Annotated in this window: 20 protein-coding genes; 7 read left to right on the forward strand and 13 right to left on the reverse strand. The window is 60.7% G+C overall.

The annotated features are described in order from the left end of the window. Nucleotides 1-71 precede the first annotated feature (71 nt). From sdhA to SJQ66_RS24820, 4 genes are all read right to left on the reverse strand, one after another. The gene (gene sdhA, locus SJQ66_RS24805) at nucleotides 72-1850 is read right to left on the reverse strand and encodes a succinate dehydrogenase flavoprotein subunit (protein WP_046152615.1); all 1779 of its coding nucleotides are present in this window, start codon (nucleotides 1848-1850) and stop codon (nucleotides 72-74) included. Between the two features lie 2 nt (nucleotides 1851-1852). Next, nucleotides 1853-2221 carry a succinate dehydrogenase, hydrophobic membrane anchor protein gene (gene sdhD, locus SJQ66_RS24810; RefSeq protein ID WP_024901383.1) on the reverse strand — a complete coding sequence of 123 codons (369 nt, stop codon included), beginning with the start codon at nucleotides 2219-2221 and terminating at the stop codon, nucleotides 1853-1855. A 1-nt stretch (nucleotide 2222) separates the two neighbouring features. Beyond that, nucleotides 2223-2633, reverse strand: a complete 411-nt coding sequence (sdhC, locus tag SJQ66_RS24815) for a succinate dehydrogenase, cytochrome b556 subunit (protein ID WP_024901384.1) — start codon at nucleotides 2631-2633, stop codon at nucleotides 2223-2225. Between the two features lie 179 nt (nucleotides 2634-2812). Continuing rightward, nucleotides 2813-3634, reverse strand: coding sequence for a GntR family transcriptional regulator (locus tag SJQ66_RS24820; RefSeq protein WP_081764705.1), 822 nt, complete (start codon nucleotides 3632-3634; stop codon nucleotides 2813-2815). A 492-nt stretch (nucleotides 3635-4126) separates the two neighbouring features. On the opposite strand from SJQ66_RS24820, the gene SJQ66_RS24825 reads away from it, so the two are divergent. The 4 genes from SJQ66_RS24825 to SJQ66_RS24840 all read left to right on the forward strand — a co-directional run bounded on the left by SJQ66_RS24825 (nucleotide 4127) and on the right by SJQ66_RS24840 (nucleotide 10640). After that, nucleotides 4127-5104 carry a malate dehydrogenase gene (locus SJQ66_RS24825; protein WP_024901386.1) on the forward strand — a complete coding sequence of 326 codons (978 nt, stop codon included), beginning with the start codon at nucleotides 4127-4129 and terminating at the stop codon, nucleotides 5102-5104. A 501-nt stretch (nucleotides 5105-5605) separates the two neighbouring features. Beyond that, nucleotides 5606-6145: a hypothetical protein gene (locus tag SJQ66_RS24830; protein WP_024901388.1), complete on the forward strand. Its 540-nt coding sequence runs from the start codon at nucleotides 5606-5608 to the stop codon at nucleotides 6143-6145. Between the two features lie 174 nt (nucleotides 6146-6319). Beyond that, nucleotides 6320-9037, forward strand: coding sequence for an aconitate hydratase AcnA (gene acnA / locus SJQ66_RS24835; protein WP_024901389.1), 2718 nt, complete (start codon nucleotides 6320-6322; stop codon nucleotides 9035-9037). Nucleotides 9038-9404: 367 nt separating this feature from the next. Next, complete coding sequence (locus SJQ66_RS24840; protein ID WP_024901390.1) at nucleotides 9405-10640, forward strand: DUF2863 family protein; 1236 nt, start codon at nucleotides 9405-9407, stop codon at nucleotides 10638-10640. A gap of 153 nt (nucleotides 10641-10793) precedes the next feature. Here SJQ66_RS24840 and SJQ66_RS24845 read toward each other — a convergent pair whose 3' ends face one another. Beyond that, on the reverse strand, nucleotides 10794-11111 hold the full coding sequence (locus SJQ66_RS24845; RefSeq protein WP_407691524.1) for an ecotin precursor: 318 nt from the start codon (nucleotides 11109-11111) through the stop codon (nucleotides 10794-10796). A 625-nt stretch (nucleotides 11112-11736) separates the two neighbouring features. Beyond that, nucleotides 11737-12900, reverse strand: coding sequence for an AI-2E family transporter (locus SJQ66_RS24850; RefSeq protein WP_320534666.1), 1164 nt, complete (start codon nucleotides 12898-12900; stop codon nucleotides 11737-11739). 197 nt (nucleotides 12901-13097) lie between these two features. On the opposite strand from SJQ66_RS24850, the gene ahpC reads away from it, so the two are divergent. Together ahpC and ahpF are read left to right on the forward strand one after the other, a co-directional pair. Continuing rightward, complete coding sequence (ahpC, locus tag SJQ66_RS24855; protein WP_024901393.1) at nucleotides 13098-13661, forward strand: alkyl hydroperoxide reductase subunit C; 564 nt, start codon at nucleotides 13098-13100, stop codon at nucleotides 13659-13661. A 286-nt stretch (nucleotides 13662-13947) separates the two neighbouring features. Then, entirely contained in the window at nucleotides 13948-15543 is a 1596-nt protein-coding gene (ahpF, locus tag SJQ66_RS24860) for an alkyl hydroperoxide reductase subunit F (protein ID WP_320534667.1), read from the forward strand. Between the two features lie 140 nt (nucleotides 15544-15683). Here the strand turns inward: ahpF and SJQ66_RS24865 are convergent, their stop codons facing one another. The 4 genes from SJQ66_RS24865 to SJQ66_RS24880 form a co-directional block, all read right to left on the reverse strand. Next, entirely contained in the window at nucleotides 15684-16049 is a 366-nt protein-coding gene (locus SJQ66_RS24865; protein WP_024901395.1) for a response regulator, read from the reverse strand. 51 nt (nucleotides 16050-16100) lie between these two features. Beyond that, on the reverse strand, nucleotides 16101-16658 hold the full coding sequence (locus tag SJQ66_RS24870) for a hypothetical protein (protein ID WP_024901396.1): 558 nt from the start codon (nucleotides 16656-16658) through the stop codon (nucleotides 16101-16103). Beyond that, nucleotides 16655-17386, reverse strand: coding sequence for a methyl-accepting chemotaxis protein (locus tag SJQ66_RS24875; RefSeq protein ID WP_036006673.1), 732 nt, complete (start codon nucleotides 17384-17386; stop codon nucleotides 16655-16657). The genes SJQ66_RS24870 and SJQ66_RS24875 overlap by 4 nt, the downstream gene beginning before the upstream one ends. A gap of 113 nt (nucleotides 17387-17499) precedes the next feature. Next, the gene (locus tag SJQ66_RS24880) at nucleotides 17500-19965 is read right to left on the reverse strand and encodes an MCP four helix bundle domain-containing protein (RefSeq protein ID WP_024901398.1); all 2466 of its coding nucleotides are present in this window, start codon (nucleotides 19963-19965) and stop codon (nucleotides 17500-17502) included. Nucleotides 19966-20210: 245 nt separating this feature from the next. Between SJQ66_RS24880 and SJQ66_RS24885 the strand changes: the two genes are divergently transcribed. Then, a complete protein-coding gene (locus SJQ66_RS24885) occupies nucleotides 20211-20570 on the forward strand; it encodes a RidA family protein (protein ID WP_320534668.1) in 360 nt (119 codons plus the stop codon). Nucleotides 20571-20695: 125 nt separating this feature from the next. Here the strand turns inward: SJQ66_RS24885 and SJQ66_RS24890 are convergent, their stop codons facing one another. The 3 genes from SJQ66_RS24890 to SJQ66_RS24900 all read right to left on the reverse strand — a co-directional run bounded on the left by SJQ66_RS24890 (nucleotide 20696) and on the right by SJQ66_RS24900 (nucleotide 23787). Then, complete coding sequence (locus tag SJQ66_RS24890; protein WP_024901400.1) at nucleotides 20696-21322, reverse strand: glutathione S-transferase family protein; 627 nt, start codon at nucleotides 21320-21322, stop codon at nucleotides 20696-20698. Between the two features lie 73 nt (nucleotides 21323-21395). Continuing rightward, nucleotides 21396-22040 carry a methylated-DNA--[protein]-cysteine S-methyltransferase gene (locus SJQ66_RS24895; RefSeq protein ID WP_320534669.1) on the reverse strand — a complete coding sequence of 215 codons (645 nt, stop codon included), beginning with the start codon at nucleotides 22038-22040 and terminating at the stop codon, nucleotides 21396-21398. Then, nucleotides 22027-23787, reverse strand: coding sequence for a DNA-3-methyladenine glycosylase 2 family protein (locus SJQ66_RS24900; protein ID WP_024901402.1), 1761 nt, complete (start codon nucleotides 23785-23787; stop codon nucleotides 22027-22029). The genes SJQ66_RS24895 and SJQ66_RS24900 overlap by 14 nt, the downstream gene beginning before the upstream one ends. Nucleotides 23788-23821: the final 34 nt, after the last annotated feature.

Here is a 23821-nt window from a genome sequence, read left to right on the forward strand (position 1 = left end):
CCCTCCTGTTCCTCCGACCCCTTTATCCGACCAGGCATGCCTTTATCGTGGGGGTGTTTTCGATTTGCCGATCAGAACGTCCGCGCCTTCGGCGGCACGGATTCGACCGTCAACGGCTTCATCTTCACCGGCTTGTATTCGAGGCGTTGATCGTCACTGTAGAACAGCGTGTGCTTCATCCAGTTATCGTCGTCACGATGTTCGAAGTCGCTATGCGCATGCGCGCCGCGGCTTTCCTTGCGGGCTTCGGCCGAGATCATCGTCGCCTTCGCGACTTCGATCAGGTTATCCAGCTCGAGCGCTTCAACGCGCGCGGTGTTGAACACCTTCGACTTGTCCTTCAGATGCACATGCTTCGTGCGCTCGATCAGCTCGGCCATCTTGTCCACGCCCTCGGACATCAACGCGGAAGTCCGGAACACGCCGGCATGCGTCTGCATCGTCTTGCGGATATCGTTGGCGATATCTTGCGTGTATTCGCCGGATGTCGTGCCTTCAAGTTTCGCCAGACGCGCCAGCGTCGCATCGGCGGCGTTCTCGGGCAGCGGCTTGTGCTCGCGCCCCAGTTCCCCCACATGCTTGATGATGTGATTCCCTGCCGCACGACCGAAGACCACCAGATCCAGCAGCGAGTTCGTACCCAGGCGATTGGCACCGTGCACGGACACGCACGAACATTCACCCACGGCGTAGAAACCGTTGACCGGCGCATCGTAGTCGTTGCCCTTGCCCACGACCTGACCGTAGATATTGGTCGGAATACCGCCCATCTGGTAGTGGATCGTTGGCACGACCGGGATCGGCTCCTTGATGCAATCGACATTCGCGAACTTCATCGCGATTTCGCGAATCGACGGCAGACGCTTCATGATCGTATCAGCGCCGATGTGCGACAGGTCCAGCAGCACGTAATCCGCATTCGGACCGCAACCGCGACCTTCCTTGATTTCCTGGTCCATCGAACGGGACACGAAGTCGCGCGGCGCCAGATCCTTCAGCGTCGGCGCGTAGCGCTCCATGAAACGCTCGCCGTTAGAGTTGCGCAGAATGCCGCCTTCGCCGCGCACACCTTCGGTAATCAGCACACCCGCGCCCGCCACGCCAGTGGGATGGAACTGCCAGAATTCCATGTCCTGCAGCGGCACGCCCGCACGCGCGGCCATGCCCAGTCCGTCGCCGGTATTGATGAACGCGTTGGTCGATGCCGCGAAGATCCGGCCCGCACCGCCCGTGGCGAACAGCGTCGTCTTGCCTTCGAGGATATAGATGTCGCCCGTTTCCATTTCGAGCGCCGTCACGCCCAATACGTCGCCTTCGGCATCGCGGATCAGGTCGAGCGCCATCCACTCGGTGTAGAAGTGCGTCTTCGAGGCGACGTTCTGTTGATACAGCGTGTGCAGCAAGGCATGACCAGTACGGTCCGCGGCCGCACAGGCGCGTTGCACCGGTTTTTCACCATAGTTTGCCGTATGGCCGCCGAACGGACGTTGGTAAATCGTGCCATCGGCATTCCGGTCGAACGGCATGCCCATGTGTTCGAGTTCATACACCGCATTCGGTGCTTCGCGGCACATGAATTCGATCGCGTCCTGATCACCCAGCCAATCCGAGCCCTTGATGGTGTCGTAGAAGTGGTAGTGCCAGTTATCCTCGCTCATATTGCCCAGCGACGCGCCAATGCCACCCTGCGCCGCCACCGTGTGCGAGCGCGTGGGGAAAACCTTGGACAGGACGCAGACCGACAGGCCGGCACGGGAGAGTTGCAGCGCGGCACGCAAACCCGAGCCGCCGCCGCCGACGATGACAACGTCGTACTTGCGACGGGGAAGCGAATTCTTGATTGCAGCCATGCTCAAACTCTCCACAGGATCTGTACAGCGTAACCGGCACTGGCGACCAGCCAGAGGATCGTCAACACTTGCAGCAGCAGCCGGATAACCGCCGGTTTCACGTAATCCATCCAGATGTCGCGAATACCGACCCACGCGTGATAGAACAACGAGAGCAGCGTGACGAACGTCAGCAACTTCATCCACTGATGCGCGAAGATCGATGCCCAGCCTTCATACGAGAAATTCGATGCCGCGAAGAACCAGACGAGCAGGACGACGGTAAACACGGCCATGATCACGGCGGTCACGCGTTGCGCGAGCCAATCGAACATGCCGTAGTGGGCACCCACGACGAGGCGCTTTGCGCCGATATTGTTCTTACTTGTCATTTCAGAAAGCCCCGAACAGTTTCAGCGCGATCACGATCGTCAACAGCGACGACAGGACGAGAACGGCACCGGCGGTATTGCGTCCGCCTTCCTTGCTCACATATTTGTGGGTATCGGCGAGCAGGAAACGCAGGCCGGCGAAGAAGTGGAACGCAAATGCCCAGGACAGCGCCAGAATGACAAGCTTGACGATAATGTTCGCGAAGAAAGCTTTCAATTGGCCGAACGAGAGCTCCGATGTCAGGCTCTGTTCAAACAAGTAAAGCGCGAAAGGGATCAATAAGAACAACAGCCCACCGCTGATACGGTGCAGGATGGAAACCTTGCCCGCCAGCGGCAGCCGGTATCCCGCTAATTGCCCAATCCCGATATTCCGGAATTCCGGCCTCGGTTTCTTTACTGCTTCAGCCATTGCTAGACCCCTCGTTAGAACGCGAATTCGCAATTTTAGCGCTTTTTCGTCTCATTGCCGCGGCGAATCAGCGCACGCCCTTGCGCGATGTAAGCAACAATGATCGCGGGCATTGTAATCGTTTGCCACCGGTCGCGCGCAATCTTGGCGCGTCGTCCATCCTAGATTATCGCTATTCCTCAGCTTAGATCGTTCTGATAATGAAAGCGATCAGTCTGATACCAGCCCCGCCGCACTTCCACCGGCCTGTCGCCATAGGTGTAGGACAGGCGCTCGACGCTCAAAAGCGGCGTGCCTTCCGAGACCTCGAGAAGGGCGGCTATTTCCCTAACAGCCGCCACCGCACGCACCCGTTCGCTCGCGCGAATCATCCGCGTATTGAATTCGCTCTCGAACATCGCGTAGAACGGCCCCTTGTAGCCGGCCAGTCGCTCCATCGTCAAACCCTTGAATATCGCGCCCGGCAACCAGATTTCCTCAAAAACCGTGGGCTGGGTCTCGCCATCGAAACGCAGCACGCGCTTAATTTGCACGACACTCTCGGCCGGCTTCATGTCGAGCTGGCGTGCGATGTCCGCAGGTGCCCTGGTGCGACGGCACTGCTGCACGTCGCTGACGTGCGGACGAATGGTACCGTCATCTGGCAGTAACCGGAGGAAGCGAAACTGGACCCTGTCCTCATTGTGGGTAGCAACGAACGTACCCTTACCTTGACGTCGTACGACGAGGTTGTCGGCCGCCAGCTCGTCGATTGCCTTGCGAACCGTTCCCTGGCTAACGCCGTAGCGCGCAGCCAGTTCGATTTCGCTGGGGATGACGTCTCCGGGCCGCCATTCGCCGCTCTCCAGGCTCTGTGTGATCAGGCCCTTGATCTGACGATACAACGGGCTGAATGTAGGGGGCGTAAACGCCGGCGTGGGCGCCGCGGCGGCGGATGCTGGAACGACGGCGGCCGTCGCTAAACCGGCGATCCCCGGCGCCCCGTCACCCTCGCGCTTCATCGGCTCCGGCAATGCCGTCGGATGAGAGGGCGCCCCGTCGTCGGGGCGCTCGGGAGATGCGGGCGCTGCCGCCCCCGACGTGCTGCGGGACGCCTCCGCGGGACCGGACGGGCTGGACATCGTGGACGGCAAGGACGGGACAGTACGCATGGCCGACATTTCATCACAACCCGTCAAATTCCGTCCATCCTTTTGTCCAGAAAATATCATGTCTTATATAAGACATAAGATAGGGTTTGACTTTCGTCGCAACGACTCCTAAACTTGCTCGCGATTCAGTGGAGAACGGCCGCAATGGCGGAAAGCGCCTGCACGCGCCTACAATAGCGAGACTCGGTCACGACCGGTGAAACGGCAGCGGGGGAACCCCTGCCGTGCGTGGTACGGCACGGCGCGCGCAAATGCGGGCCGGTCATCCGGCGCACCCCGGAATGGCCCGAAAAGATGCAGATCGCGAGATCTGTCGACATCGAATAAATAGGAGAGTCGTCCATGGCTAAAGCCGCCAAGCGCGTCGCCGTTACCGGCGCCGCAGGTCAGATTGGTTATTCCCTGCTGTTCCGCATCGCCAGTGGCGCGATGCTGGGTCCGGACCAGCCCGTCATCCTGCAGCTGCTGGACTTGCCGCAAGCCCAGAACGCGCTGAAGGGCGTGGTGATGGAACTGGAAGACTGCGCGTTCCCGCTGCTGGAAGGCGTTGTCACCTCGGACGACCCGAAGGTTGCGTTCAAGGACGCCGACATCGCGTTGCTCGTGGGTGCCCGTCCGCGCAGCAAGGGCATGGAGCGCAAGGATTTGCTGAGCGCGAATGCGGAGATTTTCACGGTCCAAGGCAAGGCCCTGAACGATGTGGCTAGCCGGGACGTCAAGGTACTGGTCGTGGGCAACCCGGCAAACACCAACGCCTATATCGCAATGAAGTCGGCACCCGATCTGCCGAAGAAGAACTTCACGGCGATGCTGCGCCTTGATCATAATCGCGCCCTCTCCCAGTTGGCGGCAAAATCGAACGTGCCGGTAGGCAGCATCGAAAAGCTCGTCGTATGGGGAAACCACTCGCCGACGATGTACCCGGATACGCGTTTTGCGACCAGCGCCGGCAAGGCCCTGCACGCATCGCTCGACCAAGCCTGGATTGCCGACACATTCATCCCGACGGTTGGGAAGCGGGGCGCCGCGATCATCGAGGCACGCGGCCTCTCGTCGGCGGCATCGGCGGCCAATGCCGCCATCGACCACGTTCGTGATTGGGTGCTGGGCAGCAATGGCAAGTGGGTCACGATGGGCATCCCGTCGACGGGCGTCTATGGCGTGCCGGAGGACATCGTCTTCGGTCTGCCGGTCACCACGGAAAACGGTGAATACAAGCTGGTCGAAGGCTTGGAAATCGATGCCTTCTCGAAGGAGCTGATCGCCAAGACTTTGGCGGAGCTCGAGGAAGAGCGCGACGGCGTCAAGCACCTGCTGTAAATCACGTCGCTCCGGCGTAGCGCATCGATCGCCGCGCCGGAGCCCGTGGCCGTGCCGCTTGCGCGAACAACCAGCGCGCGAAGCAAAGCGGCAAAATAACGCACCGTAACAAAAAGCGGTAACGAGAGCCCCCCTTCTTCACGACGATGGACGACTTCGGTTCGATGCCCAATACGGCGTCATTCGCAGCACCCTGCCCGGCCATCATCCCCGGCCATAAGGGCCCGCAGGCGTTTGCCCGATGCGCGATGACAACGCCCGGTTGCCCCCGTCGTTTTCCCCAACGGATAAATTTGAGAGAGGCGCTGCGGAATGCGCCAGAATAGCGTCTGCGCGCGCAGGACCGGCGCAGGTCGGCTCGTGCCGGTGCCAGCCCCTTTTGCCTTCGGCGGGAATCCCGCAACACGGCAGACAGTGCTGGGTGGCTCACCAACCGACCGCGACGTTGTTGCCTCGTAAGCTGACTCTCTCACGTTGATCTGAAAGGTTTTTATGTCGAAGATGAAAAACTTGACCGCCGCGCTGCTTACCTGCGGTCTGTTGGTTACCGGTGCCGTGTCGGCGCCGGTATTTGCACAAGGCACGACGTCCACGACGCCGACGACCACGGCCCCGGCAAAGAAACCGGTGGCGAAAAAGGCTCCCGCGAAACGTAGCGAACGTGCATCCTCGCGGCGCCGGACGGCTCGCAAGGCCGTGCCGGTAGCCGCAGCGGCCGCCGCCATTCCTCCGGGTGCCGAGAAATGGGCATGTGCCGAGGGCGAGTCGCTGTTTCTCGCTGGCAACATGAAACGCGACCAGATCCTGACGATGTTCTGGAAGGGTCGCGATTACAAGTTGCCGCGTGAAGCCACGACAACGGGCGCGGACCGTTTCTACGATCCGGCATCGGGCATGGACCTCGTCGTGATCCCGACGAAAGCAATGTTGTTCATGGACAAAGGCGATCAAACGCGCCTGGCCGATGAATGCATGACCACCGAGATGCGTGAACACGGTACGCCCGCACCAACGCAATCGAACGAGTTGATCCGTAACTAATTGCGCAGACAGCGCATTGCTCACGTATCGATGGGTTTGTTTTGGTAGTGCATGTTGGTAGATTAAGCATCATCACGGACCGCCTTCACGAGACCGCGCAAAAGACGGTCACGGGAAGGCGGTCCTCTCCCCCGAGACACGCGGCAACGACGCGATAAAAACCAAGGACATACCATGGCCCACAATCTGCACCAAACGCTGAAGGAATTCAAAAGCGGCGCCGGTACTGGCAAGTACTACTCACTGCCCCAGCTCGGCAAGGCGCTGGGTGTCGATGTGTCACGGCTCCCGGTATCGATCCGTTTGGTACTCGAGTCGGTGCTGCGCAACTATGATGGCAAGAAGGTAGCCGAAGAGCACGTCACGCAACTGGCGAACTGGAAGCCGAACGCCAAGCGTACCGACGAAATCCCGTTTGTCGTGGCGCGTGTCGTGCTGCAGGATTTCACCGGCGTACCGCTGCTGGCCGATATCGCCGCCATGCGTGGCGTCGCCGAGCGTGCCGGCAAGAATCCGAAGTCGATCGAACCGCTGGTTCCGGTTGATCTGGTAGTCGATCACTCGGTGCAGATCGATTACTTCCGCCAGAAAGACGCGCTTGACCTGAACATGAAACTGGAATTCCAGCGCAATAACGAGCGCTACCAGTTCATGAAGTGGGGCATGCAGGCATTCGACACGTTCAAGGTCGTGCCGCCGGGCATTGGCATTGTCCACCAGGTGAACCTGGAATATCTTGCGCGCGGCGTCCACAAGCGTACCGAAGGCGCTGATACCGTGTACTACCCGGATACACTGGTCGGCACGGACAGCCACACGACGATGATCAATGGTATCGGCGTGGTGGGCTGGGGCGTGGGCGGTATCGAAGCCGAAGCGGGCATGCTCGGTCAACCGGTCTATTTCCTGACGCCGGACGTCGTCGGCGTCGAGCTGACGGGCCGTCTGCGCGAGGGCGTCACGGCGACCGACCTGGTCCTGACGATCACGGAAATGCTGCGCCGCGAAAAAGTGGTCGGCAAATTCGTTGAATTCTTCGGCGAAGGCACGGCATCCCTGCAAGTACCCGACCGTGCCACGATAGGCAACATGGCACCGGAATACGGCGCGACGATGGGTTTCTTCCCGGTCGACGAGAAGACGATCGACTATTTCAAGGGCACCGGACGGACCGATGCGGAAATCAGCGCGTTCGAAAACTACTTCAAGGCCCAAGAGCTGTGGGGCGTGCCCAAGACCGGCGAGATCGACTACACGAAGTCGCTGAAGCTGGACCTCGGCAGCGTGACGCCTTCCCTGGCGGGCCCGAAGCGGCCGCAGGACCGGATCGAAATCGGCAACGTCAAGGCGAACTTCAAGGACCTGTTCACGAAGCCGGTCGCGGAAAACGGCTTTGCCAAGACAGCCGCGCAACTGGAAGAGACCTACACGACGAAAGACGGCGTGGCGCTGCATAACGGCGACATCCTGATTGCCGCCATTACGTCATGTACGAACACGTCGAATCCGAGCGTGCTGCTGGCGGCTGGTCTGCTGGCCAAGAAAGCCGTGGAGCACGGCCTGACGGTGGCGCCGCATATCAAGACGTCGCTGGCCCCTGGATCGCGTATCGTCACGGATTACCTGACCGCCACCGGCTTGCTGCCCTACCTGTCGAAGCTCGGCTTCGAATTGGCCGCCTACGGCTGCACGACGTGTATCGGTAACGCAGGCGATCTGACACCGGCGCTGAATGAATCCATCACGTCGAACGATGTCGTCGCCGCGGCGGTATTGTCGGGTAACCGGAACTTCGAAGCGCGGATTCATCCGAACATCCGCGCCAACTTCCTGGCATCGCCGCCGCTGGTCGTGGCTTACGCCATTGCCGGCAACATCACGCGCGATCTGATGACCGAACCTGTCGGCCGCAATGCCGCCGGCAAGGACGTGTTCCTCGGCGACATCTGGCCGACCAGCGAAGAAGTGCAATCGCTGCTGAAGTTCGCGCTGAACTCGGACGTCTTCCGCAAGAACTACTCGCAGTTGACGAAGAAGGGCGACCTGTGGAGCAAGATCGAAGGCGCGGAAGGCCAGGTGTACGATTGGCCGAAGTCGACCTACATCGCCGAGCCCCCGTTCTTCGGCAAAGACTTCAGCATGACCCCTGCCGCCACGATCACCCCGGTCAAGGGCGCGCGCGCGCTGGGTATCTTTGGTGACTCGGTGACCACCGACCACATCAGCCCGGCGGGCTCGATCAAGGAAACGTCGCCTGCCGGCGTCTGGCTGAAGGCCAATGGCGTGCAGAAGGCCGACTTTAACAGCTACGGGTCACGCCGCGGCAACCACGAAGTCATGATGCGCGGCACGTTTGCGAACGTGCGGATCAAGAACCTGATGATCCCGCTGGACGCCAATGGCAACCGTGTCGAAGGCGGCCTCACGATCCACAAGCCGAGCGGCGAACAGATGTCGATCTATGACGCGGCAATGCGCTATGTGGATGCCGGCGTTCCGTCGATCGTATTCGGCGGCGAAGAATACGGCACGGGCAGCTCGCGTGACTGGGCGGCCAAGGGTACGCAATTGCTGGGCGTGCGGGCTGTTGTCGCACGTAGCTTCGAGCGAATCCACCGGTCGAACCTCGTGGGCATGGGCGTCTTGCCGTTGCAGTTCAAGGACGGCGACAGCGCTGCCTCATTGAACCTGACCGGCGACGAGACGTATGACATCGAAGACCTGGGCAACGACTTCAAGCCGCAACAACAGGTCACGCTGGTGATCCATCGCGCCGATGGCAAGACGGACCGTGTTGGTGTACTGCTGCGCATCGACACACCGATCGAGGTCGACTACTACAAACATGGTGGCATTCTGCCGTTCGTGTTGCGCCAGTTGCTGGCGGCGTAAGCATCCAGGCAAGATTGTCGCGGCGATCAGCGTCACGTCAATCGGGGTAGGCCCGGGCCTGCATGCACCGCACTCCCGGCGTTGCCCCTGATGGCCGCTACTGATCACGCTCCCTTTTCACCGACCCGGCTTGTCCGGGTCGTGCCATTTTGGATGATCGGGATGTGGCAATCGCATCTGACGACGCGATCCTGTTCGCCATCCACTGCGTATTACCCTCGCGACATTGTCTGGTTTACGTGCGATTCCCACGGCCCTATTGGCGTGCTCGCCGAGGCACTGTCGACATTGCCCGTGATTCTTGGCCCTCGTGCGCATCGTTAGGTTTAAAATACACGGTTAGCTTATCGGGACTACGCTCTACGTCATGCGATCGCGCCCTGTTGCCAAACGTCTCCCCGCCGACGCGGAAAAACTCATCGGCCTGTCGCTCGCCCTGTATGCCTCGGGCAGCCGGATCGAAGACCGTTTCTGGGAGCAGAAGATCGACACCCTGCTCGCACGAATGCTGCGCGCGGGTCATCAAGCCGCGCTCGATGCCGCACTCGACCATTTGCAGGCGCATTACGCGCCGGCATACGGCGCATTGGCCGATCTTGCGGAAACGCAAAGTGAATCCGTCGTTATCGAACACGACGGCCAATCGTGGGACGTTGTGCTGGTGGCGGCACCCATTCTGGTCTGGACGCGTTTCCTGATCCCCTCCGGTCCGTTGAAGGGCGAGCCGCTGGACGCGTTGCGTAACCAGTTCGAGGGGCATCTGGCGGCGTCCGGCAGCAAAGTGTCGCTGGTCCCCTATCTCTACAGCATCGATCAACTGCCCAGAGCGCATGCCGAGGCATTCAAACTGTCGCATCAGTTGGCCAAGGCGACCGTGGAAGGCGTGGCGCCGCGACTGAGCTGGGGTGATTTGCCCGAAAGCGCCCCGATCCTTGCCGATCCACGGTTCCTGCTCGCCGTGATTGCCGCCCCGTCTGGCGAAGCGCTGTTCCGCTGGCAGGACACCGACGACAGTGCGCCGCGCGGCCAGCGTATCGAACGCGCGCATTGCCTCGAACAGTGGCGTGCGCAAGCCAGTCCGGTGCTGGCGTCGATCCTCGCCGGCTGTGAATTCGAGTGTTTGTTGCCGGACGCGTACCACTCCGCGTGTCGCGATGCGGATGAACGGATTCGGCCGCACACGATCCGCACTGCCGTGCGCTACCTCGAAGACACGCTTCAAACCGAGGCCAAGGCACTACGTGCGGTCATCGGTGGTTTCGGCGAGCAATATATCGATGAATATCGCATTGGTTTTACCCTGCGTGGCGCCAACGACGTGTTGTACGGCGTGATCTGGCCCCTCTACGGACGGGAGAACGGCGACCTGGAGGACGGCGAGGAGGAAAGCGAGGTTGGCGAAGAAGCGATCAATGCGCCGCTCGAGACGATCGTGACGTTGCTGCGTGAATGCGGCATCACCGATATCCGTCGTTTGAACGAACGCTTCGATCCGGAGTATTGCGAGGATTGCGGCGTACCGCTCTACCCTGATCCACATGGGGATATCGTCCATGCGGAAATGCCGGAAGACGCCGCGGCCGGCCAGCAGCATTTTCATTAATCCCGCACGATAACAACACATAGGCTGGCACCCCCGACGCGGACATCGGTCCGCATCAGCAACAAGGCCGCACCCGGATCATCCAGGGTGCGGCCTTGTCGTTTCCAGGCTTGCGCGTTCACCATGACATCCGGTACACGCGCCGGCCACTGCTTACCAACCCGGAGGCGGCGGAGGCGGCCCGTACACCGGGGCCGGCCTGCACGCATAGGCACGGCCGTAGGCGTCATAGCAGTATCCTGGGGGCGCGGCATATACCGGCTGCGCATACACCGGCTGCTCGTAAACCACCGCCGGGCGCGGCGCGCTTACGGCCGAGCCAATGACCAAGCCCGTCACGGCACCTAATACGGCCGCACCTGCGATGGCGCCGCCACCTGGGCCATGATGGCCCCAGCCCTGTGCATTGGCCTGACCCGCCATTGCAATGCCACCCACCAACAACGCGGCCACTGCGATCTTTTTCATCATTTCCTCCTAATACGCAACCTGTTTGAGACAGGCCACGCAAACTGCGCTTCGGGATGTACCAGCCTTTCAGATCTGGCTGTGTCCAACGCCCTTCGCCATGACTGCATTGTCGAACGAGAAACGGCCTAGAGATGTATCGGCAACGTTACGATCCATTACGCGACAACGGTTTCTTTATCTGATTGTATCGTGAGACACGCCGCGCCATGGCTGACAGAGGCAGCAAGGGAAATAGACACCTTGCTCCACTAACAATTGTTACATTCACTAGCAATCAATGCAAGGAGACCCTGTTACCTTGAGTGCAAGGAAGTCGCGCAGCATGACTGCGACACGCCCCCTCGGGTCCCGTGATCCGAAGACACATTTGACGTTGCGATAAAAATAGGAGAAAGCACAATGCGCAAGCTCATTATGGCGGCAATGATTGCCATTACCGCAGCATCGCTCGGCGGTTGCTGGTGGGGCCCGCCTCCGGGGGGCCCTGGCCCGGGCGGCCCTGACCATGGTCCTGGCGGGCCAGGGCCGGGACCGCGCGGCGGCTAGTCTTCCAGGCAAGTTTGACAACGGCCCCCGCTGGCGATTTTTGAAATCGCCAGCGGGGGCCGTAAGCTATTGCGAAGCGCTATCCCTGAACATAATCACGCCACAAAACCATCAAGATGGTCATCAAGGCAGGTCCGATGAAGATGCCCAACAACCCGAGCGTCTCGGCGCCGCCAAGAATACCCAGTAGCACCAGCAGGAACGGTAGTCGTGCAGCCCCGCCAATCAGCGCCGGGCGGACAAAGTGCTCGGCTGCAAACACGATGATGCCTCCCCAGACCAGCACCGCGATTGCGGCCCCCGTCGCACCCTGCACCAATAGATAGGCCCCGACCCCGGCGATCAATACCGGCGCGCAGAATGGCAACATCGCCGTCACGGCGGTAAGCGCCCCCAGCAGAACCGCATGTGGCACTTTGGCGATGAAGTAGCTGATACACATCAACGCGCCTTCTCCCAGCCCCACTAGCACCAGACCGCTGACCGTCCCACGTACCGACACCGCCATCTGCGTGGCCAGGGCCCTCCCTTCCTGCCCGAAGAAGCGTCCAATGCCTCGCAATGCTTGTTCACGCAATGGGGTGCCGGCCGCGAAGATGAAAAACAATACCAGCAACATGAAAGCAAACGTAATCAGCGCATGCAGCAGCCGTTTGCCGAACACGCCGCCCACTGTCATCAACGATCCATGTGGAACATGAGACAGCAGTGCCTTGCCGGGGTGCGGATCGGCCAAATTGTCGTTCCACCAGGTTGTTGCCTGCACACTGGCGAATGGTAGGCGGCCCAGCCAGGCCGGTGCCGGCAAGCCATTTTCCTGGACGGTGCGCACCTGGTCCATGAGAGCGTGCGTATCGCCACCTATATTTGATAACGCAAGTATCAACGGTAGTACGAACACGACTGCCACGCACGAAACGACTAGCGCCGCAACCAGTCGTGGCCGCCCATTCAGACCGCGCCATCGTTCGACCTTTTCCAACGCCGGCCACAGCGCAATCGCCAGCACGCCGGCCCACAGCACGGCGGGGACATAGGAATGGACAACCCATACCGCCAACAGCGTCAAGACGCCATATAGACATAAAAGCGCGGTATGCTGCGATCGACCGGTGGCGGCGGCACCCTGTGCCGCCTCGGCGGCCGCATCGTGAACCCGCGTGCCGCGGTCCGCGATGTCATCGCACGTGACGCCCGGTTGTGCCTGGGTGTCGGGTGTATTACCTGCTTGCTGATATGTCATGCCTTGTCACCTTGTATCACGGCTTTGTCCGGTACCACAACGGTGCCGGGAACGATTGAAACACGATTGCAAATTTTCTAACATCGATAGTTAAAAACAATCATTCCCTTTTATTTAATTAACTTTTAAAATAGCATGCGATGGCACATACTCTGTTCCATCGACTCACGAGCAACCTCAACCACAAAGGAAAAGACATGCCGATCATCAATTCGCAAGTCAAGCCATTCAAGTCGCAAGCCTACCAAAACGGCAAGTTCTTCGAAGTCACTGAAGCAACCCTGAAGGGTAAGTGGTCGCTGTTCGTGTTCTACCCGGCCGATTTCACGTTCGTTTGCCCGACCGAGCTGGAAGACCTTGCGGATCACTACGCTGAATTCCAGAAGCTGGGTATCGAAGTGTACGGCGTCTCTACGGACACGCATTTCTCGCACAAGGCTTGGGCTGAAACGTCGCCGGCCATTGGCAAGGTGAAGTACCCGCTGCTGGGCGATCCGACGCACGTTCTGGCGCGCAACTTCGACGTGCTGATCGAAGAAGAAGGCCTGGCTTATCGTGGCACGTTCCTGATCGATCCAGAGGGGAAGATCAAGTTCGCCGAAATCAACGATAACGGCATCGGCCGTGAAGCGCTGGAAACGCTGCGTAAGGCGAAAGCGGCACAATACATTGCAGCACACCCGGGCGAAGTTTGCCCGGCGAAGTGGAAGGAAGGCGCCGCTACGTTGTCGCCCTCGCTGGATCTGGTTGGCAAGATCTGACACCGCCAGTATTCCGGCGCTCACGTGCCGTATCGGCGGTTCGCATCAGGCAGTCATGGCAGGATCGCACATGACTGTAACGCCGGTTTCACGCAGCCTCATAGCGTGAGACGGCATCGGCCGGGGTAGTGGAACCGGCCTGCCGGTCACCGTGTCTCCGCCGTTCCACGTGATACATCGGAATGGTCGAAAGGCGCGGTGCATCGGTCAGCCCCCTGACCTCGTGCCGAGACGCCCCTTTTGGTCGCGTCGTGTGCCTCGCTTACTCTTTTTCACGGAAACCGTCATGCTCGACGCTAATCTCAAAACGCAACTGAAAGGCTATCTCGAACGCGTCACACAGCCGATCGAGATCGTCGCATCGCTCGACGACAGCGAGAAGTCGTTCGAGTTGCAAGGTCTGCTGCGCGAAGTCGCGGAGTTGTCCACGCACATCACCGTGATCGAGCAGGCAGACGACGCGGAGCGCAAGCCTTCGTTTTCGATCAACCGCCCGGGCGAGCCAACCGGCATCCGTTTTGCGGCCATCCCGATGGGCCACGAATTCACCTCGCTGGTCCTGGCGCTGTTGCAAGTTGGCGGACACCCGCTGAAGCTCGAATCCGATGTGATCGAGCAGATCCGCAACCTGGACGGTGATTACACATTCGACAGCTATATCTCGCTGTCATGCCAGAACTGCCCGGACGTAGTGCAGGCGCTGAATGTGATGTCACTGATCAACCCACGTATCCGCAATACGACCATCGACGGCGCGCTGTTCCAGGACGAAGTCGAACAGAAGCAGATCATGGCGGTTCCCACCGTCTATCTGAACGGTCAGGTCTTCGGCCAGGGCCGTACGAGCATCGAGGAAATCCTGGCGAAGCTCGATACCGGCGCCACCGAACGCAAGGCCGCGGAATTAGCGAAAAAAGGCACGTTCGACGTGCTGATCGTTGGCGGCGGCCCGGCTGCCGCGGCGGCGGCCGTCTATGCAGCGCGCAAGGGCATCAAGACGGGGATCGTCTCCGAGCGTTTCGGCGGCCAGGTGCTCGACACGATGGCGATCGAAAACTTCATCTCTGTGACCGAGACGGAAGGGCCGAAGTTCGCCGCCGCGCTCGAACAACACGTCAAGGCGTACGACGTGGACATCATGGACATGCAGCGCGCGGCGCATCTGGACACCGATGGCAAGAAGGTTAATATCACGCTCGAAAGCGGCGCGGTATTGCGCAGCAAGACGGTCATTCTCGCAACTGGCGCCCGGTGGCGCGAGTTGAACGTGCCCGGTGAACGCGAGTATCGTAACCGCGGCGTGGCGTACTGCCCACACTGCGACGGGCCGCTGTTCAAGGGCAAGCGTGTGGCGGTGGTAGGCGGTGGCAACTCGGGCGTGGAAGCGGCCATCGATCTGGCCGGCATCGTTTCCGAAGTCACGTTGCTCGAGTTCGGTTTGGAATTACGTGCCGACGCCGTGCTGCAAAAGAAGCTGCGCAGTCTGCCGAATGTCACGATCATCACCGAGGCACAGACGACCGAAGTCACAGGCGATGGCACCAAGGTCAATGGGCTCGCGTTCAAGGATCGCGCAACGGACGAGATCAAGCACATCGCGCTGGAAGGCGTGTTCGTGCAGATTGGCTTGGTGCCGAACACCGAGTGGATAAAGGAAAACGTGGCGCTGTCCAAGCACGGTGAGATCCAGGTGGATGCAAAGGGACAGACATCGGTACCGGGCGTGTTCGCTGCTGGCGATGTAACGACCGTGCCGTACAAGCAAATCGTGATTGCGGTGGGTGAAGGTGCGAAGGCCGCCTTGTCGGCATTCGACTACCTGATCCGCCACTCGGATGTCGATGAATCGGAAATCGCCACCGTGGAAACGGCACAGGCCTGATCGTTACCGATTGCGGAACCGGGCAGCGTAATCAACAAAACCCCGGCATGTCATCAAGACATGCCGGGGTTTTGTCCATACGGCCAACGCGGTATCAAACGTCGCCTGATCGCCCGCGAATCACCGGGCACGGGACCACTTCAGGACGCCAGCTTCTTGAACGTCTCAAGCACCGCGTCGCCCCGGAACGGCTTCACGATCCATCCCTTCACACCAGCGGCCTTGCCCCGCTCTTTCATGGCCGGACTGCTCTCCGTCGTCAGCATGATCACATTGACGGTCTTGTTGCCAAGTGCCCCGCGGATATTCTCGACCATCGTCAAACCATCCATGTTCGGCATGTTGACATCACTGATCACCAGCTTCACGCCAGGCGTTGCTTTCAGCTTGGCCAGACCATCCTTGCCGTCCACCGCGGTTGCCACTTCCAGTCCGTTTTTCCGCAGGAAGCCCGCCACTTCGTCCCGCACGGTGCCGGAATCGTCCACCACCAGAATCTTCGACATGATTGTCCCTATCTCAGAAAGAAGCGCGCAAGTCACCCGACCCGTCACGCGTTAAAACAATTCGAGTTCACCACCACTTTCTTCCGCCATTTCTATTTCAGTGACGAAGTCCAGCACGGCGTCGGTGCATACGCAGAGCGTGGCGGCTATCGGCACCGGCGCTACCATGCCTTCCACATCTCCGCCCACCTTGACGGTAAAGCGGCACAGGTAGTCCGGCCGCATGCTGTCGAAATGCAACTCGCACTGGGGCCCCAACACATACGGGGTCGACATGCCAAGGTCCGGAAAGTCGCGCAGCAACTCCTGGTTGATCGCGCCCGCGCACAAGTTGGCGACTTCCAGGAAGGTATCGTCGAACGACACCATACTGCCATCGCGCAGGTAATACGCGCGGCTTCCTTCGTTGTCCTCCACGTGCAACACCAGCATCAGGCGAAAGACCATCGACGAGATGGTCAGGATCACAGCGCGTTGCGCGCCGTGGGCGTGCGGCGCGCTTCCGTGGGAAATCACATCACAACGGTCTCCATCGTGGACGACCAGGCGCGTGATGGCCGCTTTCTCGAAAATCCGCCGAAAACTTTCCGCTGCACGCTCGCTGATCACGATGCGTCCTGCAATAGCGTCGCCTGAAACGTCTGCGCCATGGCGCCGAGCGCACCCAACGATGCGGCGATCATCTTGCCGCCGGCCTGAATGTCCTGGAAGGTAGCCGTCGTCGTCAGATCGTTACGGTGCAGACTGTGGCTATAGTCCTTGGACAAGGCTTCCGAACGCGCCGCCAACGACCGCACCTCGCCCGCCACGACCGCAAAACCTCGCCCTGCCTCACCCGCACGCGCCGCTTCGATCGACGCGTTCAATGACACGATGACCACGTGCCGCACGATCGACGACAGCGACGCATTCTTCGCATGCATGTCCTGGTTCTGCGTCATCAGCGACGTCATCTGTTCATGCCAGCGCTCGAACGTCGTCTTCAATCCCGCCAGCCGCTCGGCCTCACCCTTGAGCCGCGCCGCCTGCAAGGCCCACGCTTCCCGCTCGTCGGTGGCACGCACGAGCGCATCACGCAATGTCTCGACCGATTGTTCATTGTCGGCAGCGGCCTTGCACAACGCCTCGTTGCGCAAGGCCAGCTCCCGATTCATTGCCTCGCTGCGTGCCAGTTGCGCCGCATCGGCTTCCTGCCGTGCCTGCTGCGCGGCGTCAAGCTGCTCGCGCGTCGTGGCGACATCACGCAAGATACGCGCGCGCAAAATCGCATGGAAGCACCATGCCGCTACCGTGGTAATGCCGACACCGATAAACGCCGCAATCAAGATATAGCCCATCACTTACCTACCAAGCTCTATTGTGCGCATCGTTGGTCAATGCACACGGTCAACATTGCTTGGTCCACGGGTCCGATGCCACATCTGCCCGGCACCCACCTTCTCCGATGGGATTACGCTAACGCTTCCTCGTTATCCGCGGCACGCGACTTCGGCGGCGACAAGGCACTGTCAGCACCGGCCGAAGCCGGTATTGCTTGCTTGCCCGCTACGGTCGGTTTCGGCAGACCGTCGACCACGAAACGACGCGGCAAGTGAATGAGCGTCTCGAATGCCCGAAACGGCGCACCCGGATCGACATCGGTGAAACGCAGCGCGATCGTGCCGCCATGCCGCGCAACGAAATCACGTACCGCGTCCATGCCCACACCCCGGCCAGACACGTCGGTGAGAACAGGGGCTGTGGAGAAACCCGGGCGGAAAATCACCGCGGCGAGGTCCTCGTCGTCAATTACCTCGTCGGCATCAAGCCAGCCTTTCTCGACCGCCTTGTCGCGAATATGTCCGAGTGCCAGGCCCCGGCCGTCATCGCTCAATCGCAATTGCACCGTCTCGCCATCCGTGCTCACTTCCAGCTCGATCACCCCGTGCACCGGCTTGCCCAGCATCGCACGCGTTTCTGACGTTTCGATACCGTGATCGATGCTGTTACGCAGCAGGTGCACGAACACATTGCGCAACACATCCAAGCCGTCGCCATGCAAGCGATAGCCGTTATCATCCACCAGCACGGCAGGCGGCGCCTTGCCCAATTCGCGCGCCAACGAAGGCAGCGAGGCAAACACGCCAGACAGTGCATCGTTGAACGAGCACGTCGAGAGCAGGCGCAAGCGATGGCGCACGGCGTCGCGCATCGCGATGGCCGCGTCCATATCCGCCACATCGGTCTGTTCCAGTAGTTGCAGACTCTGTGCGATCCACTCTGCATCCTCACCGCGGATACTCGTCGTGTCGCTCGCGCCAGACTTGCGGCCCAAACTGGTCGAACTGATCAACTCATACCGCTCCAACGCCGCACGCACCCGGCCCAGCTCCGACATCAATGCGTCTTGGTCCCATTGGGACAACGTGGCCGTCTCGGTACGGCGCAGCGCCTCGTATGTCTGCTCCGTCTCGTGCACGACGTTTGTCAGATGCTGCAGATTGTATGTCCGCGCATTCCCCTTGACCGTGTGCATGTTGCGAAACAACTCGGCAATCGCCGTGCTGTCGGCGTGGGATGTCTCGCGGATAATGCGTTCGTTTTCATTGACGAACGTATTCGCGCTCTCCAGGAAATGGTCGAACTTTTCCTGGCTGACCGCCAGGATTTCCCCGATGATTTCCAGCCGATGTTTCTGTTCGGAAGCCTCGGCGGCCAATTGACGCAATTCGGTCACGTCGCGGATGCAGAGCATCAGGCGCAAGATGACATCGTCTTCGTCGGTGATCGCGGACCAGCTCAGATCGAGGATCTTCACCCGGCCGTCCGGCATGCGCTTTTCCATTTCCCTGACCAGCAAGTCCTGGTTGAACGCGAAGTTCAGCATATCCTCGCCGAGGCAGGCGCCCATCGCCGCTTCCACTTGCGACAAGGCATCGGCACCCAATGCCGTGTTGGCGAACACCAGTTCCATCACATCACGGCCGGCAATATCCTCCGTCTCGAAAATCGATTCGAGGTGTGCCGAATATTCCGGATGCACAACCGGACGGCCGTGTGCTTCGCCGGTTATCGAGGCATGAGGAATAACGGTCAAGATGCCTTGCTGCATGTTCTGCAGCATCGCCTGGATATCCGCGTTCTTTTGCTTCAGTTGGGCGGCACCCTGCTGAATACGCTCGATCATGCCATTGAACGCGACGATCGAATGCCCGACCTCATCCATGCGCTCAACCGGCAGACGGCGTGTGAAATCCTGGCTACCCGCGATCTCACTCATCATCTGCTGCATCTTGCCCAACGGGCCTGCAATCTGTCGGTACAGCACGATGCCAATGGTCGTCAACAGCAATACGGCGAACAAGGTTACCGCCGAAATCGCTGTGACAGTGGTCGCCAGGCTGCCGTTCAACGTATCGATGGCCTGATCCTTGTCGCGGTTCTTCTCGACGCGCAGCGTGTTGACGATGCCTTCCAGCTCGTCGCGGTACTGCGCGACGTTTGCAAACAGATAGGCCTGTGCCAAGGCATCCTTGCCCGCCGCCTTCATCTTTACCGTGTCGCTGATCGCGGCATAGTAGTTCGCGAGGCTTTCATCGGCCTGGGCAATCAGTCCCTTCTGCGCCTGCGTATGGGCGTCGCGCCGCTGCAGCAGCAGTTGGGTCTGTACCGCCGCCTGCGCCGTCTTCAGTTGTGCCTGCGCCTGCTGGATCAGTTCGGCATCGGTCGCGTAGACCAATGTCATCGTCGCCAGTTGCACGTCCTTCAACTGTGCCACGAGATCAGCCGACGCGAGTGCGCTGGGCACAACGCCTTGGGTAACCTCGCGCACGGCGGCCGCGCTGCGATGTGAACGATAGGCCGCATAGCCCCCGATGGCCGACAGCGCGATAAACATCAACGTGACCAGCAGCGTGATACGGTGTCGAATCGTCATGACGGGATCGAATCCTTTTTTATGATCGCTGGTATGGACGCCCCGATTATCAAGTCGCAATGTGTCCAAGCCGTGACGTGTGTCACGGCGCACGGGACGGACTTCGCCGTCGTGCAACACCTACTCTTTCATGGAAGACGTCGGCCGGTGCTTTACAATTCGCCCTCGCGACCTGATGTCGATGCGCCCACCGGGTTCGGGCCACCGGCATCGGGTTGGTCGATCACTTTCTTTCGGAACAAAACATGAGCGATATCGTTCGCATCGAACAGACGCAGCGCAGCAGCCGCGTCGTCAAGGCCGCGGGCCTGGTCTTCGTGGGCGGCCAGACCGCCAATGACCGATCGCAGGACATCAAGGGCCAGACTGCGCAGGTATTGGCAAAGATCGATGGTTTTCTGGCGCAGGCCGGCATCGACAAGACGCGCCTGCTCAGTTCGCAAGTCTGGGTGCGCGATATCACGCGCGACTTTGCCGGCATGAACGAAATATGGGACGCGTGGGTGTCGCCTGGCAACGCACCAACGCGTGCGTGCGTGGAGTCGACGCTCGCGCTGCCAGATATTCTGGTGGAAATCTCGGTGACGGCCCTAACCGCCGACTGATCCCGGGGCAACGTCGGCAGCGATACATCCGGCCGGCAAGCGGCGGACATCGTCGCGGCAATGACCACCCCGGCGTCAGCGCCACACGCTGCGGTGGGCGACACGCTTCGCCGACACACGAATGCTCATGCGACAGGCGTCTGCAAAAAAGCCGGACGTTGCTCGACCTTGTGCGAGTAGGCCAGTAACACCGGGTAGTCATCCAGACGGAAGCCTGGCACGGTATCCCCGAGCATATGGCGCGTGAAGCCCAGCGTGACTGCCGCGGTGATGCCATCCTGCGTTATCGTATCCGTGCCGACCAGGGGATGCGCCATGACCTGCGCCTCGAGCGTCTGGTAAGCGGCCTGTAGCTGCTCGCTTACTCGCGTGAGCCATGGCGTATGCTGCTTCTCTTCCGGCCGCAGATGGCGTTCATAAACGATCTGCATCGTCTTTTCACAGGCGGCGAGACTCAAACCGATAACGCGCAGTGCCTGCGTGCGCGCGGCGAAATCGGCCGGCATCAGACTGCGCAAACCACGACTTGCCGCCAGCCCCTCAAGATGATCGAGGATCAGCGTGGAGTCGATGAGCCATTGCCCGTCATCGAGGACCAGCGTGGGTGCCTTGACGATCGGGTTGATCCTTTTGAAATCATCGTAATGACGGAACACCGACAACGCGTCGTGCTCGAACGGCATCCCCCACTCACGCATTGATAGGGCCACGCGGCGTACAAACGGCGAATCCAGCATGCCAATCAGCTTCATCTCGTTCCTTCTGTCGTTAAGGGTAAAGATGCAAGCGTAGCCCAGCCCGAAGACCTTGCCTATTGAGTTAATTTCAAGCGCATGTGAGGCCGGAGACGATCGGCACGGCGTCGAACAGGCCACGATTACCGGCAATGCCCCCTTCCAGCGCCAGCAAATGCTGCTTGAGGTCCAGCCCGCCCGCATAACCGGTCAGCGTGCCGCCACTCCCGATGACACGATGACAGGGCACGATCACCGAGACCGGATTGCGCCCCACGGCATTACCGATGGCCCGCGAACCACCCGGCGGCAGGCCGGCGGCGTTCGCCAGACTGCCATAGCTGACCTGCCGACCAAACGGGATATCGAGCAGCATAGCCCATATGTGTTGCTGGAACGGCGTTCCCGACAACGCCAACGGCACCGTAAAAGCCTGCAGGGCCCCGCTGAAATACGCCATCAATTCCTCATATCCTTGCCGTACGGCGTCCGGCAATCGCGGCGCTGACGTGTGCGCGGAAGACACGACCGCGAGGTGCGCCGGGAAATGCTTCTGCCCGGCGAACCACAGTCCACTCAGATGACGGTCGTCTCCGCGCAGCACGACGTCACCCAAGGGGCTGGGAAGGAGAAATCCCGGGCGACTGTCCGGCGCATGCGCGGCACGGCGCTTGACCGATGGTTGCGCGGTGCATGACGGCGCGACGGCGCTTTCGGTCGAATCATATCGTTGCATCTTCTTCTCCATCGATGGGCAGCGCCTGCGCCGCGCCGAACGGCGTCAACGATTGCGCTTCCCTTGACCGGCTTGTCCGCGTCGGTCGATGCGTTTTCATGGCGCCGGACGGCCCCGTGGACGGCGTATCGCCATCACCCGCCAGACGCCACAGGTGCATGGCCGCGTAAGCACGCCAGGGCGCCCATCGCGTGACGTGTTCACGCAAGGCCGCCGCGGATGAACAGCCGGTTTGTTTCAACAAAATGCCATCGCCTTCCGGCCAGGCGTTAGGCCAGCCAAGCGCCCGCATCGCGATGTATTGGGCCGTCCATGCGCCGATACCCGGCAATGCCTGCAACGCGGCCAGCGTATCGGGCAACGGGGCACCGCTCAGGGACAACGGGGTCACCGAGATCGCTTTATCGGTCAGCGCCCGCGCAAACGCCACGATCGCGCGGGCCCGCATGCGAGTCATCCCGATGGGACAGAGCCGATCCGCTTGCGCATCGGAGGACAACCCGTGCAACGCATGATGCACGGTGGCCGCGGTGGGAAAGCGCCGGGTCAGCGCCGCCGGTCGATGCGGGTCATCGGGCAATGCATGGCCAAACACATCGACGAACCGCCCCAGCTTCGCCACGCACTGGGCGACACTGACAAGTTGTCCCAGGATGGCGCGCACCCCCATTTCAAATCCGTCCACCGCGCCGGGCACCCGTATACCGGGCAAAGCGTGCGCCAACTCTCCGAGATGCGCATCGATGCGATCCGGCTGCGCATCCAGATCGAACACTCTGCGAATGCACGGCAATACCTGCGTCAACACCGGCGTCAGCGACGGCGACAGGAGAACGATGATCGCGTTGGCATGCGGTGCGTGCGTCACACTGAACCAGCCATCGATCATCGCCGCGCGTTTCGAGCCTGCCTGCGCATCGCCACCCGCATTCCTCTCGCCAACGGCGGAATCGGCCCGCCCCGGCGCGGGCCAGGATAGCGTGCGCGCGTAGCGTTCGCCATCCGCATATTCCACCCCGGGAATAGCACGGCGGCGCAGGAATCCCAGCAGATGGGTCCATGCATAGGGCGGCCGATACGCAAGGGGCAACACTAAAGGCGGCGCTGCCTGTATGGCCGTGGTACGAGCAACGGTTGGCGAGCGCTCATACGGCGCCTGCTTGCGCAAGCGTCCCGGACTCAAGCCATACCGTTGTTGAAACAGGTCATTGAATCGCCGCACGCTGCCAAAACCGGATGCATGCGCGATCGCGGTGACCGGCAGCGCAGTATCGGTCAGCAAGCGCTTTGCCATCAGCAAGCGCTGCGTTTGTGCGAACGCGACGATCGACACGCCATACGCCGCCTGAAACAGCCGGCGCAGATGCCGTTGCGTCACGCCCATCCGGGCCGCCAGTGCCTCGACATCGCGATGATTCAGGAAGCCCTCGACAATCAACGCCGCGGCCGCATCGGCCAAATGTGACGGTGCGGAGGCGACGCCAAGGACCGGGTCCGCTGTCGCGCGGATCAATGCTCCGCGCGCCGGGGCCAGCTCTGGACGGCAACGCAGACAGGGACGGTAGCCAGCATCTTCCGCCGCCGCGGCGGAGCCAAAGAAGTGGCAGTTCCGCCGTTGCGGCGCACGCACCGCGCACACCGGACGGCAATAAATCCCCGTCGATGACACGCCGACGAAGAACCAGCCGTCAAAACGGCGATCCTTGGCAAGCAAGCTGGTGTAGCAGATGTCGGGGTCGAGTTCCATACCGACACTCTAGCGTAAGGGCCGAGAACAAACT

It is taken from the genome of Robbsia andropogonis (assembly GCF_034047095.1).
GTDB classification, from domain to species: domain Bacteria; phylum Pseudomonadota; class Gammaproteobacteria; order Burkholderiales; family Burkholderiaceae; genus Robbsia; species Robbsia andropogonis.

Coding starts and splice junctions, on each gene's coding strand:
- acnA (WP_024901389.1), top strand. CDS start 6,320: ATGGCCCACAATCTGCACCAAACGCTGAAGGAATTCAAAAGCGGCGCC.
- SJQ66_RS24885 (WP_320534668.1), top strand. CDS start 20,211: ATGAGCGATATCGTTCGCATCGAACAGACGCAGCGCAGCAGCCGCGTC.
- sdhC (WP_024901384.1), bottom strand. CDS start 2,633: ATGGCTGAAGCAGTAAAGAAACCGAGGCCGGAATTCCGGAATATCGGG.
- ahpC (WP_024901393.1), top strand. CDS start 13,098: ATGCCGATCATCAATTCGCAAGTCAAGCCATTCAAGTCGCAAGCCTAC.
- SJQ66_RS24890 (WP_024901400.1), bottom strand. CDS start 21,322: ATGAAGCTGATTGGCATGCTGGATTCGCCGTTTGTACGCCGCGTGGCC.
- SJQ66_RS24845 (WP_407691524.1), bottom strand. CDS start 11,111: ATGATGAAAAAGATCGCAGTGGCCGCGTTGTTGGTGGGTGGCATTGCA.
- SJQ66_RS24875 (WP_036006673.1), bottom strand. CDS start 17,386: ATGGGCTATATCTTGATTGCGGCGTTTATCGGTGTCGGCATTACCACG.
- SJQ66_RS24830 (WP_024901388.1), top strand. CDS start 5,606: ATGAAAAACTTGACCGCCGCGCTGCTTACCTGCGGTCTGTTGGTTACC.
- SJQ66_RS24820 (WP_081764705.1), bottom strand. CDS start 3,634: ATGAAGCGCGAGGGTGACGGGGCGCCGGGGATCGCCGGTTTAGCGACG.
- ahpF (WP_320534667.1), top strand. CDS start 13,948: ATGCTCGACGCTAATCTCAAAACGCAACTGAAAGGCTATCTCGAACGC.
- SJQ66_RS24900 (WP_024901402.1), bottom strand. CDS start 23,787: ATGGAACTCGACCCCGACATCTGCTACACCAGCTTGCTTGCCAAGGAT.
- SJQ66_RS24825 (WP_024901386.1), top strand. CDS start 4,127: ATGGCTAAAGCCGCCAAGCGCGTCGCCGTTACCGGCGCCGCAGGTCAG.
- SJQ66_RS24850 (WP_320534666.1), bottom strand. CDS start 12,900: ATGACATATCAGCAAGCAGGTAATACACCCGACACCCAGGCACAACCG.
- SJQ66_RS24895 (WP_320534669.1), bottom strand. CDS start 22,040: ATGCAACGATATGATTCGACCGAAAGCGCCGTCGCGCCGTCATGCACC.
- SJQ66_RS24840 (WP_024901390.1), top strand. CDS start 9,405: ATGCGATCGCGCCCTGTTGCCAAACGTCTCCCCGCCGACGCGGAAAAA.
- sdhA (WP_046152615.1), bottom strand. CDS start 1,850: ATGGCTGCAATCAAGAATTCGCTTCCCCGTCGCAAGTACGACGTTGTC.
- SJQ66_RS24865 (WP_024901395.1), bottom strand. CDS start 16,049: ATGTCGAAGATTCTGGTGGTGGACGATTCCGGCACCGTGCGGGACGAA.
- sdhD (WP_024901383.1), bottom strand. CDS start 2,221: ATGACAAGTAAGAACAATATCGGCGCAAAGCGCCTCGTCGTGGGTGCC.
- SJQ66_RS24880 (WP_024901398.1), bottom strand. CDS start 19,965: ATGACGATTCGACACCGTATCACGCTGCTGGTCACGTTGATGTTTATC.